The following is a 14,126-nucleotide window of genomic DNA, read 5'->3' as shown; positions in this document are numbered from 1 at the left end:
GAAGTTTTTCCGGGCGAGACGCCTTCGTCGTACGGCTCTAGTCGCGGGGCGACCGGAGCCCGCACGCGGTCTCCGCCCCTCCGGATGACGATCCTCTCGCAAGCTTCCGGTCGCAGAGCATCATGTTTCCTTTGGCTTCAGTCGATGCGTCATGCCCGATATAATCGACGACCAACAATCAATCCCATCACAGTAGAGGCTCACCTGTGACATGGAAGCTCGGAGCTCGCGCGCTGCGGGACGTGATGAGAGAAATTCCGTCACGAATGCCTGCATCGATGCTGCATTTGCTGTGGGGGGTAGAAAGGCAAGCAGAAAACTGAAGCTCCTCAGATGAACTGCCCTGACGATCTTCATGCCAGCGGGTGTTTTGTATCCGACAAACCCGACACGATTGATGGCAGGTCTCACAGTCATCGGCACTCCGTCGTTCGCTTCTTCCTCAGTTAGGTGGCTTGGATATGTCATCTCCAGGAAGAGTTTGACGCTCCGCCCGATCGACTGATTTTTCCCCATTATGTAGGGCAGGAGCGGCTGAAAAAGCGCCGCATCGGAACTGCTCATACGCGCTGAGTTGTACGACATTTTCAGAAGCCATCGCTTCAACAAGTGGTAGTCGTATTCCAGTTTCACCTCCTCGCCGCGCTCGCGGATCAAACTGAATTCACGATCAAACACCTGGCAGATGTAATTATCGAGGCTCGACAGCTCTCCGTTGTTGCAAGTCGCACAAACATCGCGAATGGTCGGCTCGTTGGATAATGCCTTGCCCAAACGCGCTATCCAGAATTTTTGCTCTCCCCCATCAAGAAGAGCAGCCACCCGTCGATGCAGGCTCGCCGGCCAAAGGTGTTCTCTGGTTCGCTTTGCATCCGTCGGTCCGCAGAATGCGCATTCCCATTCGCTCACTGTTCCCCCCAAATATTGTACTGCTCACGACGTTGTCTGCCTGTCGGGCGCGTTGCATCAACCGCTAGAAATATGCTCATCATATCTGCCTAGTTGCAAAGCGTCTGCTGCTCTCACCATGGGGCGAGTCACATTGCATCGTTTCGCACAGGTTCAATAAATGAAGTCGACGACACTGACCGGCGAAAATGCCGTAAAGCTGATTGAAAGCCAACTTGCTCAGCATGCCGGCGGCGTGTTGGACGCGTTGGCAAGGTTCGAGCCTTACGCGACCGTCAGATCCTGGTTCGGAACAATCAGGGCGATTGAGGAGCTCATTAATCTGCCCGGAGAAATGGATGATGAGGTACTTGCTTCAGCGCTGTTCGGTCTAAGTCTTGAACCTCCCAAGTTCGGTCCACGTAGGCTAAAATTCGTTCTTCATTACCTCGGCTATTATTATGGAGCCGCATTCGAGCAACGGCAGACGTTGCTGCTACTGCAGCTTTCTCGGATGCAGAACAGCTTTGCGATGGCGGGGCACATCCCCGCTGCGGTAGGCTTGTCGACTGTCGCGCATGCTATCGGATATCTGCAGTCCCGGCGCCGTCACTTGATGAGCTTGCTCTACATAATTCCCCAGGCATGCAGGGGGACGGTCCGCATGCCCCATCCCGATGCGCTTGCCTGGATGCTTCCACAGGCCGAGATCAGCGGGACGACAATCACCGGGCTCTTGCAGCAACGGGCGATGAGCGAACTCCATGATGACTTCAAGCTCTACGTCGAGCCGCACGGGTTCACCGCTTCCCACCATTATCATACCCTCGACGACATGTCTCTTGAGGCCGAACGAGTGCCTATCATCGACCTAGCCTCCGACGCCGAGCGCGTAGAATATGAGCCTGTCCCGTCGGATCGCGTTTTCAGTGCCGCTGAGTTGCGCAACGACATCGCATTGATGGAGGCAGCCTTCGCTGAGTTCAAACTTGAGGATACCGCTTTCGCGGGCCTGGCGAGCGTGGTTCGCGACCTCTCCTGGCAAGTCGAGGACGATTTCTGGGTAACGATATCACCGCAAGATCTGGATGCACTCGCGGACAAGCATCGTGTCTCGCATCCACATAGACGTCTGCTGACAGCATCGAGCCCAACATTCGTTTCTGCGCTCAACTGCTATGCAGCTTTCGTTCCCTTTGATGGGGCACTGCGCAGCTCCGTTACGTCGCTAAGCCGGTTCCTCTACAATTTCAAAAATGTCTGCCTCTACAGCAAACGCCGATTTCAGATCCGTTCCGGCTTTATCTTCGAAGAGCGCATCAAGGAAGAGCTCGCGAAGCAGGGGTTCGTGGTCCATCCGATCAAACGGATCGACCGAAAAGAGTTCGATGTTGTCGCAACTCGTGGCGGCATCGTTTTCAATATCCAGTGCAAGAACAATCTGGTTGATCCGTCATGGATTGATCTCGACCCGGCACGTTTCATCCGCACAAACCGGACGTTGGAACGCTACTATGAGCGGGCGATCATCAAGGAACACTCGCGGGAGGAACTGCTCAAGAATCGCCTTGGCATGGACAGGGTGGAGCCGTTCGTGATCACCCGCTTCCCAATCGTAACGAGTAACCCGCGTATCTCCTCTCTGTGCCGCATTCGCGAGTTTTCCAATAGGGCGGATGCTATATTGAACGCCAATCCCGCCACCTAGTCACACCAACCGCGCCGCGCCCCTGTCCACGGCCTTGCCAGCTTCGCAGCGATCAGCATCCCACCGATGGATTGCCCATTCCTGAGAACAATACGAAGCTTGCGGCCATATCGATCAGCGTCGCGATCGGCCGGTGCCAGCGTGAACGGTCCAGCATTCAAAAGGGCAAGCAACATCTGTTTCGCGGCAATGCCACTCCGTCGCTCGGCCTCGCATCGCGGCGGGCTGAGTTCAGGCGCATCTACATCCGCTACTCGAATTTTCTGGCGCTGAAACCAGAACGTATCACCATCGACCACACAGTTTACCCGCCGTTCTTCGTCGCAAATCGTAAAGTCGGCTGACATGCTGTCTGTACCCGCGGCTGCAGCGCAACTGCACCAAGCCGTCGCACCGATCGCCAAGAGCATCGCGGTTCTCCCGACAATGCCATAGCGCCGAGTGCGCGGTGTTTTTGAGTTCATTGCGGGTCTGCCTCGCGCGGTTCAAGTGACGCATTTGAAGATGTGGAAAAGCGATGGAAACGGTTGTGCCCCACGCAACTTTCCATATCGTTGCGCCGGAACCAGATTGCGCGGCCGCACCTGAGCGGCGGGTTTCCTGCCGTGAAGACGATCTGCTCGTCAGCTCTCATCCGTAGCACTTCATGCGGCTGGATGAGCGGGCGAGCGGCAACCTGCTTTGACCGGGTCCGTGACGACCCGCGCGACTGAAAGCTGCGGCTAACCTGATCGATCTCGACGGTCGTCATACCGCAGCGGCGAGAAATGTAATCTGCTGTTTCCGGATCGTTGATTGCGGCAAAGCTGATCCAGCTCGCGCTCTCGAACCACTTGCTGGACGCGTCGCGCCCCCCATAGGTTTCGCGCAGCTGGCCGATCGACTGGTAGATCAATGTCAGAGTGATGCCATACTTGCGGCCAGCATCCCGCGCGGTCTCCAGAATGCGCATGTAACCGAGCCGCGCGACCTCATCGAGCAGGAACAGCGCCCGCCCTTCCATCGCGCCATCGCGATTATAGATCGCGTTCAGGAATGAGCCGATCACGACACGCGCCAATCCGCTATGGGTCTCCAGTGTCTTCAAGTCGATGTTGATAAACACGTCCGTCGTTCCGGATGCGATGTCCTCGGTTCGAAATGTCGAACCCGAGACCAGCGACGCATAGTTCTGGTAAGAGAGCCAGTGTGTTTCCTTGATGGCGTTGGCGTAGACGCCGGAGAATGTTTCCGGCGTCATGTTGACGAAACCGGCGACGTTCTCTTTCACGAAGTCCGAATCCGAATTGTTGAAGATATCCTGGAGTCGCTGGCGAAGCTTCGTTTCGGGTTCTGATAGATTTCTGCGTACCTGGCGCAGCGTCTGTTGGTCCTTCGGCGTATGACCGGACAGGCAGACGTCGGCGATGATTGCGGTCAGGAGTTGCAAGCCTGAAGCACGGAAGAAGTCGTCGCGCACTCCGTACGCGCGACCGCTATCGCTCATGATCCATGATGCGACCGAGGCGATGTCCTCCTCTTTGGTGCCGCCATACTGACCGATCCAGTCGAGGGCGTTGAAGCCGTTCGCGGGCATGCGCGGATCGAGGATCCTGACGCGCCGGCCGGCGTCTTCACGATGTTTCGAGACCATGGGCGCGACCTCGTTCGACGGATCGAGCACGACGAGCGGTCCGCCCCATTTCAGAGCAGTCGGGATTGTGACCGCGGTCGTTTTGAAACCGCCCGATCCAGCGAAGACGATACCATGCGAGGAGCCGAACGATCCGTCGAAACAAAGCAGGGGCGACTGGCCTCCAGCACCCCACGTCTCACTGTTATCTGCACGGAAGGAAACACCGCTGGCACCGTCACCGTCGACGCGATACCGCTCACCGACGACGATGCCGCCGGTCGTCGGGAACAGCTTTTCGGCTCTGGCAAGTGTCATCCAGTCGGCCTCGCCGTGCAGAGCGCGTTTGCCAACGATGCGCTTCGGCGTAGCCCGCGCAAATGCGGCGTTGCCGACCATCGCCACTCGCACTGCAAAGCAGCCTGACATCAGTGCAGCGGCCGTGCCGATCATGGTCGGGCCATCGAGGTAGGATAGCGCAGACTTTCCGGCTGGGACCTGGGGTGAGAGCACTGCCAAGCGTATTCCTTCCCGCAAGCACGCCACCAGGATGACCACCGTATTGCCGATAGCGGCTCCAAGGCCTGCAGCGCGAATGCTCGCCGACCCCGCCGTTCCGAACAGGAAAATCAGACCGAGGGCCGCAGCCGCCACGTATGGCGCCGCGACCCCTACCCGTCCTAGAGCAAGCCTCGCAGCCTCCGTCTTTCCGAAGCCAGCGAGCCATACCTCGATGCCGGTCACAATGAACAGGGTCCCGATCATCGCGGCGACAGGCAGAACGACGAAAACGATCCTATTCGCCTTCATTGCCAAACGCCTCCGCTCCGATCGCCGTCAATCGTGTTCGCTCCCTTTCGTCGGACTTCAGCCGCTTCTGCAGGTCGATCAAGGCGCCGAGCAAAAGCGCTCGCTTCTCGAAACGAAGGCCGGCTTTGACGATCAGGCCGCCGAGCTCAATCTTGTCGCGCGTATCCTTCTTCCGGGCATCGGACGTTGCGTTCCTGCTCATCCTTTCAAGCCTCACGATCGCTGCTCGAAGTCGCGCCAGACGTGAGCGCTTCGGACTGCCCGCCGGACGTGCCGTTTTCGCCTGTCCCTTTCCGTCCGCTCGCGCCGGACTTACCTCCGCGAAAGCGTTTCGCCAGTTCCTCGAACGCCGCCTGAAGCTCAGTCTCCTCGATGTCGATCTCGCCGAGGCCTGCCCGAAGCGCGATGCGACCAATACGCTCGGCCTCTCTCGTTTCCGCATGCTTGAGCTGTTCCTGGAGCTTGGCGATTTCTTCGCGGATCTTGGATGATGGCTTCTTCATCTCTGGATTGTCCTCAGTTGGTGCATGACGTGGTTCACGCGGCCAGAGTCGTTCAGATCGGCGTGCCGATCTACTAACAGAAATGCGAGTAGGCGGAGCCTACGCTTTTGAGCATCATCCCGACCGTTCGAAGGACGGATCCGAAGGGCGCAATTATACGTCGCTGATGCGACGCTTTGCTTCTCGGCCCTGGCGGGGCCCTCCGCTCCTCACGAACACATTGATTTTGTTCGATCGCAGGAGCGTTTTCTGTAATGGCCGTACCGCATTTCTCAGTCAGCATCGTTGCCCGCGGCACCGGCGGCAGCGCCGTGCTGTCGGCGGCCTATCGGCATTGCGCCAAGATGGACTATGAGCGGGAGGCCCGCACGATCGACTACACCCGCAAGCAGGGTCTGCTGCACGAAGAGTTCGTCATCCCTGCTGATGCACCTGAATGGCTGCAATCAATGATTGCTGATCGGTCCGTATCCGGGGCCTCGGAAGCCTTCTGGAACAAGGTCGAGGAGTTCGAGAAACGATCGGATGCGCAGCTCGCCAAGGATGTCACCATCGCCCTGCCGATTGAACTTTCAGCCGAGCAGAACATCGAACTCGTCAGGCACTTCGTGGCGCTCCATATCACGGCTCAGGGCATGGTTGCCGATTGGGTCTTCCACGACACCCCTGGCAATCCGCACATCCATCTGATGACCACGTTGCGACCGCTGACCGAGGGCGGCTTCGGATCGAAGAAGGTGGCGGTCACCGGCCCTGACGGCAACGTGCTGCGCAACGATAGCGGCAAGATCGTTTATGAGCTTTGGGCCGGTGGCATCGGGGACTTCAATGCGTTTCGGGACGGCTGGTTCGCCTGCCAGAACCGGCATTTGGCCCTTGCCGGTCTCGATATCAGGATCGATGGCCGGTCCTTCGAGAAGCAGGGCATCGATCTGACACCGACCATCCATCTCGGCGTCGGCACGAAGGCGATCGAGAGGAAAGCTGAGGGTGGGGAGGAGAAAGCCGCACTCGAACGGCTGGAGCTGCAGGAAGAGCGAAGGGCGGAGAATGCTCGCCGGATCCAGCACAATCCGGAGATCGTGCTCGATCTGATCACGCGGGAGAAGAGCGTCTTCGACGAGCGCGATGTCGCAAAAATCCTCCATCGCTATATCGACGATGCGGGCCTCTTCCAAAGCTTGATGGCGCGCATCCTACAGAACCCGGAAACCCTTCGACTTGACCGCGAACGGATGGACTTCGCGACCGGGGTCCGGGCGCCGGCGAAATACACGACACGCGAGCTGATCCGGCTCGAAGCCGAGATGGCCAACCGGGCGATCTGGCTGTCGCAACGGTCGTCGCATGGCGTCAGGCAGCCGGTGCTTGACGCGACGTTTGCGCGCCATGAGCGGCTGTCGGACGAGCAGAAGGCCGCCATCGAACATGTCGCCGGTGGTGAGCGGATCGCTGCGGTAATAGGCCGTGCAGGCGCCGGCAAGACGACGATGATGAAAGCCGCCCGCGAGGTGTGGGAGGCCGCCGGCTATCGTGTCGTCGGCGGGGCACTCGCTGGCAAGGCGGCCGAGGGCCTGGAGAAGGAAGCCGGTATCTTCTCGCGCACGCTTTCGTCCTGGGAACTCCGCTGGAACCAGGGCCGCGGGCAGCTCGACGAAAAGACGGTGTTCGTGCTGGACGAGGCTGGCATGGTGTCGTCTCGCCAGCTTGCCCTGTTCGTTGGTGCGGTGACGAAGACCGGCGCCAAGCTTGTCCTGATCGGCGATCCCGATCAACTACAGCCGATCGAGGCAGGTGCGGCATTCCGGGCCATTGCGGATCGCGTCGGTTACGCTGAGCTGGAGACCATCTATCGCCAGAAAGATCAGTGGATGCGTGATGCCTCTCTCGATCTGGCGCGCGGAAACGTGGCGACCGCATTGAATGCCTATGAGCAGGCTGGGTTGGTACAAGCCCACTGGACACGGCAGGACGCGATAGAAGGTCTGATCGAGAGCTGGAACCAGGATTTTGATCCGGACAAGACCACCCTCATGCTCGCTCACCGTCGTCGTGACGTCCGTGAGCTGAATCAACTGGCGCGGGCGAAGCTGGTGGAACGCGGCATTATCGGAGAGGGTTTCGCGTTCAAGACCGAGGATGGTCAACGTCACTTTGCCTCCGGCGATCAGATCGTCCTCCTGAAGAACGAAGGCAGTCTTGGCGTCAAGAACGGCATGCTGGCCAAAGTCGTTGAAGCAGCACCTGGTCGCATCGTGGCCGAGATCGGCGACGGGGAGAACCGAACACAGGTCATCGTCGAACAACGGTTCTACGCCAATGTCGATCACGGCTATGCGACCACGATCCACAAGTCCCAGGGCGCAACCGTCGACCGAGTAAAAGTCCTCGCATCAAGCACGCTCGATCGTCATCTGACCTATGTCGCGATGACGCGACATCGCGAGGTAGCAGAGCTCCATGTCGGCATGGAAGAGTTCACCAATCGGCGCGGCGGTATTCTGGTCGAGCATGGTGTGGCGCCTTACGAACACAAGCCTGGGAACCGCGACAGCTATTTCGTGACGCTCGAGCATCGGGACGGACAGCAGCGCACCATCTGGGGCGTCGATCTCAAACGTGCCATCGAGGTCGCTCAGCCCAACATCGGTGATCGCATCGGTCTGAAGCGCGATGGATCGGAGACCGTCACATTGCCGGATGGCACGATGGCCGAGCGTAACACCTGGAAGGTCACACCCATCAGGGAATTGGCAATGGAGCGGCTGAGGGAGTGGCTTGCGCGCGATGGGTCAAAGGAGACGACCCTCGACTATGCACATGCATCGTCCTATCGCGCCGCGCTGCAGTTTGCGGAGGCGCGTGGCCTGCATCTGATGAATGTTGCGCGCACGATATCCAGAGACCGGCTCGCGTGGACGGTCCGGCAGAAGCAGCGGTTGATCGAGCTCACCGCACGGCTCAAGGCACTCGGCGCAAAGCTCGGCCTCGCCCGAGGCCGCACCGACAACTTCATTCCGAACACAGCCAAGGAGGAAAAGCCCATGGTGGCAGGAATTACCAACTTCCCGAAGTCCATGGATCAGGCAGTCGAGGACCGGATCGCTACCGACCCTGCTTTGAAGAAGCAGTGGGAGGAAGTGTCCATGCGCTTCCATCATGTTTTTTCCAACCCCGAAGCTGCCTTCAGGGCCGTCGACGTTGATGCCATGTTGCGGGATCACGAGACGGCCGCGAAGACAATTGCAAGGATGGCTGCTGAGCCTGAAGCCTTCGGCACTCTCAAGGGCAAAACCGGCCTGCTCGCCAGTCGCGCTGACAAGTCCGACAGGGATCGGGCGCTGAATAATGTCACGCCGCTCGCCGACAGCATCAGCGATTATCTTCGTCAGCGTCGCGAAGCTGAACGCCGCAACCACGCACAGGAACTTGCCGTTCGTGAGAAGGCCGCTCTGGAGATCCCCGCCCTTTCTGCCAATGCGAAGAACGTTCTAGAACGCGTGCGGGATGCCATCGACCGAAACGATCTGCCATCGGGTCTCGAATATGCGCTTGCCGATAAGATGGTGAAGGCCGAACTCGAAGGTTTCGCCAAGGCGGTTACGGAGCGTTTTGGAGAGAGGACCTTCCTGCCACTTGCTGCGAAAGACGCCAATGGCGAGGCATTCCAGCGCGTCACGTCAGGCATGAGTGCTGCCCAGAAAAACGAGGTGCAACAAGCCTGGAATACGATGCGGACGGTGCAGCAGCTTTCCGCGCACGAACGCAGCGTGACGGCTCTCAAACAGACTGAAGCACTGCGCCAGACGAAATCTCAGGGGCTTACCCTGAAATGAAGATGCGTCATCGAGACAGACTGCTACGGCGCATGAAACGGCTCGTCTGGTTCTATCGGATCAGCAGCATCAGCCTGTTCACACTTGGCTTCATTGTGTTCCTCGGAGGTCAGGGGTTCAGGGTCAATCTCACACCAAGCGAGCCGCTAGGGCTGTGGCGCATCGTCCAACCCGATCGCCCGATCCTGGTCGGAGATCTCATCTTCATTTGCCCACCGGACACCGACGCCATGCGAGAGGCCCGCGCACGTGGATATCTGCGCTTCGGCCTCTGCGCCGGCCGCGTCGCGCCCCTGATCAAGACGGTAGTGGCAACATCCGGACAGGCGATCGAGATCGCTGATGATGTGCGCATCGATGGTCGGCCGCTGCCTCATTCTCGCGTTGCATCTGTGGACGGCCAGGGGCTTGAGATGGTGCCATACGATGGGGGCGTCGTTCCGCCCGGCGCGGTCTTCCTCCATTCCGATTTTCCGGGGTCGTTCGATAGCCGATACTTCGGTCCCTTGCCGATAGACGGGGTCCTCGGGCTGGCGCAAGAGGTCTGGACCTATGCACCCTGATAGGTTCCGAACGAGTGTCCTTGTCGCACTGTCCACGGGTGCAGGGTGGATCGGTTGGAGCGGACACGTGCTCCTGCTCCCGATCGCGGCGGCCTTCCCTACGCTCTGGTCCCTGGCGCGCACGCGCTCGCAGGCGATGGCATTCTCCGCCGCCTACTTCCTAGCTGCATCGCGGGGTTTGCCGCAGGGCGTGGCGAACTTCTATTCATCGAATATCTGGCCCGGTCTTCTACTTTGGCTGGTCGCCTCCTCCGCGTTCGTGGCGGTCCATTCCGTGCTCTGGACCGATCGCGCTGGATGGAGGAAGCCGCTCCGATACATCGCTGCTTGCTTTGCGATGGCGGTCCCGCCTTTCGGTATTCTGGGATGGGCGCATCCGATTACCGCCGCCGGCGTTTTGCTTCCTGACTGGGGATGGTGGGGTCTGGGAGCGATGGCAGCCGGCCTGGGCGTCATGACGACGCAATATCGGCCGGCTGCAGCCTTGGCCATGGCAGGCCTCTGGCTCTGGTCCGCCGCTGAGTGGACGCCACCGATTCTACCTGTGTCATGGACAGGTGTCGATCTTGAACTGGGCTCATCCCTTGGACGTGATGTTGGTCTGCACCGTCAAGACGACCTCATAGACATCGTGCGCGGTCACCCGCCCGGCACGACGGTCGTGCTGCCGGAAAGCGCACTTGGCTTCTGGACGCCGACGGTTGCCCGCCACTGGCAGCGAGCCCTCACAGGAACGGGCATCACCGTCATCGCGGGAGCGGCAATTGTCGACAGCCAAGGCTATGACAATGCGCTCGTAAAACTGTCGGCCGTTGGGAGCCAGGTTCTCTATCGGGAGCGAATGCCGGTCCCGGGCTCGATGTGGCAGCCGTGGCGGGGCTGGATTGGCGAACGGGGCGGCGCCCGGGCACATTTCGTTGCCAATCCCGTCGTCGATGTCGGCAACGCGAGAGTGGCTCCGTTGATCTGCTACGAGCAGCTTCTCGTTTGGCCGATAATCGCGTCAGCCCTCTACCAGCCCGACTTGATCGTGGCGGCGGGAAATGGCTGGTGGACCGCCGGTACTTCAATCGTCCGCATCCAGCGTGCGAGTACCCAGGCCTGGGCCCGTCTGTTCGCAAAACCAGTGATCATCTCGTTCAACACATAATGGAGGTTTGAAGTGGTCGATGCTGCTTTGATTGAGAAATGCTCAGATCCGTCACTTTCTACGGAAATCGTCGAAAAATTCCTCGCGGCCGCTGGTTCCGATGATCCTCTGGCGATCACTGTCCGGTCCAATGGCCGCGTTGTCCTCATTCCAAAGCCGACCAATACCGAGCAGGCCATGGCCAATCTCCGCGACTATGTCGACACGGCCTCTGTACGGGTAGGGCTAACCCAGTTTCCTGCGGGGATCGGTGTGACTGACGTGGCTGACCTCAAGCCCGATCTGCTTGATGGTTGCGCCAACCTGCGTACAGGGACTGCGATGTTCGCGAAAGTGGCTCGGATCGTCACCAAATGGTATGGCCGCCCGACAAACAGGGAGCTGTTTGGGCAGATGTTCGATGATGCTGTCTATGCCTGGAAGACGGGTAATTTCGAGGGAAGCAATGTCTTCAGGTCCGACGACCCGGGAGGGCCGACATTCTTCGCGGGTAAGGCCGAGGGGCCTGCTGCCAGCCGCCCTGAAGCCGGTATGCCGGAGATCGGCGCCGATGCACCCGCCCTCGAATCTGGCGTCAACGAAGTGAATGCAGCTGGCATTAGGGTCGACCTGTCTCGGATCGGGGGCCAAAAGTAGGGAACATACGGTGCACCACCGTCGGCAATGCATTGATGCGCTGCCGGCTGCAACCCACATGAGGTCTGCCAGTGGAGCACGGGAAGGAGGATCGACGGCAATGGATGTCAACAAGGTTTGGGGAAACCTCAGAGGCGAGCCGTCGCGTTGGGCGTTCGCGTCGACCGGCAAACGCAGGACGTATGAGGGGTTCATAAAGCTACGTCTCGGCCATAGCGAGGGTCGCAGCTACCTTGTTCCGGATGTCGTGATCGCCGTGGCCGGCTGCCGCTTCTTCCTTCCAACATTTTTTGGTCCCCCAATTTTGGAGTTCAACATAGAGCCGGGAAGGCATCGGGCTCGCTTCAATATTGACGTTGGAAGTCCTCGCACCGGCGGAAGGGAACGTCTTGTCCTCAACATACGTTCTCAAGACCGGGTTCACAGCTACGTTGATGGTGCCCAGCTCTACAAATGCGAAATCGACGGGCCGCCTGGCCTGGCTTCTTTCGCAAGCGGTACTTGCAGGCAGGACGGCCACGACTTTCGGCTGGACCTCTTTCACCACACGACGCCGGCCAACGCAAAAAGCATTTCTATGTCCGGGGAACTCTGGTCGTCGGCGTGGAACCTTGCTGGCACCCGGCGCCTTGCGAATGTGGCGTACGCCTATTTTACGACCCTATCCAGGATTAGAGACGAGCGGGATCTGCAAACGATAGCGATGTCGAGTGTCGGCAAGATCAGGTTTCAGACCACGTCGGAGCGGCTCAGGGAGCAGGTTCTTACCCTCGATGTCTATCGCGACAGTACGAAAGGCAGGACGGAGGCAATGCCATTCCAGGTGCTTCTCGGAGACATTGCGCCATTTCACGTCTATCTCCACCCGATGGTGCAATCGGAGGCAGCTTACTTTGAAGTGGTTTGTCCAGACATCGTGCGCGTCGGGGTCATACCGGGCACTAGGTTGCAGCTTCGTGGGAGCAAGGTCGAGGTGACCAACGATCAGAGGAAGACTTTCGATCACGTTATCATCGGCGATGCATCTTCCGTCGACGGCCTTGCGGCACCGTTCAATGAAGAGGACACCAGGCAGATCACCCATGTCGAGAGGCTAGACGCGAAAACCGATCTCTTTGAATTCTGGCTTACCCATCAGAATTCTGATCAGGTTTCGGGTCGTAGCGTCGAACCGCGCAGACTTGAACCGTTGCTTGCAGGAGGTGGATCATCGACACCGGGCTAGCAACGTCAGGAATTTTCTGAAGATCACCGTTGCACCACCGTGCGAGGATCGCGCCGCATTCCTCGAATTCACTATCGAGCCGGAATGACGTGCCGAGCCTGACGTAAGATGGTCGGCGGCACTCGGACGTAGGTCGCGGCACCAAGATCGAAATCGTAGTCGCCGAGATGGAACTGCAAACCATTCAAGATGCGCTCGCAGGCCTCGACGATCTTTTTGCGATCTTTGATCGGGTTGCTGTGAAACAACTCGTTGCGCGTCTCCTTGATCACTCGCATCGTATCGATGAACATGGTCTTGGTGAATGTAAAGCCAAGAACGGCGTCAGGGGCGAACATGTCGCGGATCAGAACCCAATCGGCCTCCATGATCTTCCAAAGTTCCCCAAGTGTCAGGCAATAGTAGAATTCATCAGACTTGTTGTTACCGTTCACATCCTTGACGTGCTGGGGGTTGACCATGTTGTCGAACACTCGCCAAACAGCTTTCACGAAGGCAGGATTGACCGGTGTGCCGAGAATGTTCGGGAAGGCGGTGTAGGCCTGTCCATTTTGCCGGGCATTGCGGATCAATACCCACCAATCCATCCGGCCAAAGCGCTCCTCCAAATAGTCAGCCAGCACCGAGCGCAAGCCGTTCTCGACGGCAAACACGAAAGGATAGATTGAGGAGAACTCCTTGACCTTACGGGTATAAATCCGGTGGATGACCAGTCGCTGCTCATGCACGGGTATCTGCTGCAGCGCCTGGACCTTCACGCCTTCACGTATGCTGTCACGTAGCAAGGTCGGGTTCAAAGTACGCATATCGACTTTGAAGTGGTCGACCTGTTGCGGGGTGGGCACGAAGGTGAGATACTCCCCGAGCAACTGGGACGTCGGCACATGCCGTTTGGTAACGCTAGACACTTGTCCCCCTTGCAATTCCCGAGTCGGATCTCTATAATATAGTCACTCGCTGAGTGGTGGCACAATGGTGCTGCGAGCCCGTGGCCTTACCACGGCACTTGGAGAGTCTAAACGGAATTATGGCTAGGCGTGGTCTTACCGACCGCGCCTTTAGTCTTTTTAGCCCCACACTTGTTCGAAATTTATCTCGATCACTGGGCTCCCCTCCTCGACCTTCGATTGATGCAAAGGCTGGCGTCTTCCACTGCTCTTCTCTATAGAGACGATTAAGGCGGCACGTACCGTCC

Annotated in this window: 12 protein-coding genes; 6 read left to right on the top strand and 6 right to left on the bottom strand. The window is 58.8% G+C overall.

The features are described 5' to 3' along the window. Nucleotides 1–120 precede the first annotated feature (120 nt). Entirely contained in the window at nucleotides 121–909 is a 789-nt protein-coding gene (locus ACQZ63_RS26475; protein ID WP_448799500.1) for a hypothetical protein, read from the bottom strand. Nucleotides 910–1,069: 160 nt separating this feature from the next. Here ACQZ63_RS26475 and ACQZ63_RS26470 point away from each other — a divergent pair, with 160 nt between their 5' ends. Beyond that, the gene (locus ACQZ63_RS26470; protein WP_448799499.1) at nucleotides 1,070–2,596 is read left to right on the top strand and encodes a hypothetical protein; all 1,527 of its coding nucleotides are present in this window, start codon (nucleotides 1,070–1,072) and stop codon (nucleotides 2,594–2,596) included. Here the strand turns inward: ACQZ63_RS26470 and ACQZ63_RS26465 are convergent. The 4 genes from ACQZ63_RS26465 to traC are packed head-to-tail and all read right to left on the bottom strand — an operon-like array spanning nucleotide 2,593 to nucleotide 5,521. Next, a complete protein-coding gene (locus ACQZ63_RS26465) occupies nucleotides 2,593–3,006 on the bottom strand; it encodes a thermonuclease family protein (RefSeq protein ID WP_448799498.1) in 414 nt (137 codons plus the stop codon). The genes ACQZ63_RS26470 and ACQZ63_RS26465 overlap by 4 nt on opposite strands. 50 nt (nucleotides 3,007–3,056) lie before the next feature. Then, entirely contained in the window at nucleotides 3,057–5,018 is a 1,962-nt protein-coding gene (gene traG / locus ACQZ63_RS26460) for a Ti-type conjugative transfer system protein TraG (RefSeq protein WP_448799497.1), read from the bottom strand. Further along, entirely contained in the window at nucleotides 5,005–5,220 is a 216-nt protein-coding gene (traD, locus tag ACQZ63_RS26455) for a type IV conjugative transfer system coupling protein TraD (RefSeq protein WP_448799496.1), read from the bottom strand. Before traD ends, traG begins: the two co-directional genes overlap by 14 nt. 4 nt (nucleotides 5,221–5,224) lie before the next feature. Next, entirely contained in the window at nucleotides 5,225–5,521 is a 297-nt protein-coding gene (gene traC / locus ACQZ63_RS26450) for a conjugal transfer protein TraC (RefSeq protein WP_448799495.1), read from the bottom strand. Between the two features lie 254 nt (nucleotides 5,522–5,775). Between traC and traA the strand changes: the two genes are divergently transcribed. The 5 genes from traA (at nucleotide 5,776) to ACQZ63_RS26425 (ending at nucleotide 12,931) form a co-directional block, all read left to right on the top strand. After that, nucleotides 5,776–9,357: a Ti-type conjugative transfer relaxase TraA gene (traA, locus tag ACQZ63_RS26445; RefSeq protein WP_448799494.1), complete on the top strand. Its 3,582-nt coding sequence runs from the start codon at nucleotides 5,776–5,778 to the stop codon at nucleotides 9,355–9,357. Further along, nucleotides 9,354–9,920: a conjugative transfer signal peptidase TraF gene (gene traF, locus ACQZ63_RS26440; protein ID WP_448799493.1), complete on the top strand. Its 567-nt coding sequence runs from the start codon at nucleotides 9,354–9,356 to the stop codon at nucleotides 9,918–9,920. Before traA ends, traF begins: the two co-directional genes overlap by 4 nt. Beyond that, entirely contained in the window at nucleotides 9,910–11,070 is a 1,161-nt protein-coding gene (locus ACQZ63_RS26435) for a conjugal transfer protein TraB (protein WP_448799492.1), read from the top strand. Before traF ends, ACQZ63_RS26435 begins: the two co-directional genes overlap by 11 nt. Nucleotides 11,071–11,082: 12 nt before the next feature. After that, on the top strand, nucleotides 11,083–11,706 hold the full coding sequence (locus ACQZ63_RS26430) for a TraH family protein (RefSeq protein WP_448799491.1): 624 nt from the start codon (nucleotides 11,083–11,085) through the stop codon (nucleotides 11,704–11,706). 100 nt (nucleotides 11,707–11,806) lie between these two features. Further along, nucleotides 11,807–12,931, top strand: coding sequence for a hypothetical protein (locus ACQZ63_RS26425; protein WP_448799490.1), 1,125 nt, complete (start codon nucleotides 11,807–11,809; stop codon nucleotides 12,929–12,931). A gap of 71 nt (nucleotides 12,932–13,002) precedes the next feature. Here ACQZ63_RS26425 and ACQZ63_RS26420 read toward each other — a convergent pair whose 3' ends face one another. Beyond that, nucleotides 13,003–13,839, bottom strand: a complete 837-nt coding sequence (locus ACQZ63_RS26420) for a hypothetical protein (protein ID WP_162724504.1) — start codon at nucleotides 13,837–13,839, stop codon at nucleotides 13,003–13,005. Between the last annotated feature and the right edge of the window lie 287 nt (nucleotides 13,840–14,126).

The sequence above is a fragment of the Agrobacterium sp. CG160-95 genome (assembly GCF_053521725.1).
Note: the sequence above shows the minus strand (reverse complement) of the source record. Positions and strands in the feature narration are given on the sequence as shown.

What these genes read in the sequence shown, in the direction of transcription:
- traA (WP_448799494.1), top strand. Translation starts at nt 5,776, where the DNA reads ATGGCCGTACCGCATTTCTCAGTCAGCATCGTTGCCCGCGGCACCGGC.
- traF (WP_448799493.1), top strand. Translation starts at nt 9,354, where the DNA reads ATGAAGATGCGTCATCGAGACAGACTGCTACGGCGCATGAAACGGCTC.
- traG (WP_448799497.1), bottom strand. Translation starts at nt 5,018, where the DNA reads ATGAAGGCGAATAGGATCGTTTTCGTCGTTCTGCCTGTCGCCGCGATG.
- ACQZ63_RS26465 (WP_448799498.1), bottom strand. Translation starts at nt 3,006, where the DNA reads ATGCTCTTGGCGATCGGTGCGACGGCTTGGTGCAGTTGCGCTGCAGCC.
- traD (WP_448799496.1), bottom strand. Translation starts at nt 5,220, where the DNA reads ATGAGCAGGAACGCAACGTCCGATGCCCGGAAGAAGGATACGCGCGAC.
- traC (WP_448799495.1), bottom strand. Translation starts at nt 5,521, where the DNA reads ATGAAGAAGCCATCATCCAAGATCCGCGAAGAAATCGCCAAGCTCCAG.
- ACQZ63_RS26425 (WP_448799490.1), top strand. Translation starts at nt 11,807, where the DNA reads ATGGATGTCAACAAGGTTTGGGGAAACCTCAGAGGCGAGCCGTCGCGT.
- ACQZ63_RS26435 (WP_448799492.1), top strand. Translation starts at nt 9,910, where the DNA reads ATGCACCCTGATAGGTTCCGAACGAGTGTCCTTGTCGCACTGTCCACG.
- ACQZ63_RS26470 (WP_448799499.1), top strand. Translation starts at nt 1,070, where the DNA reads ATGAAGTCGACGACACTGACCGGCGAAAATGCCGTAAAGCTGATTGAA.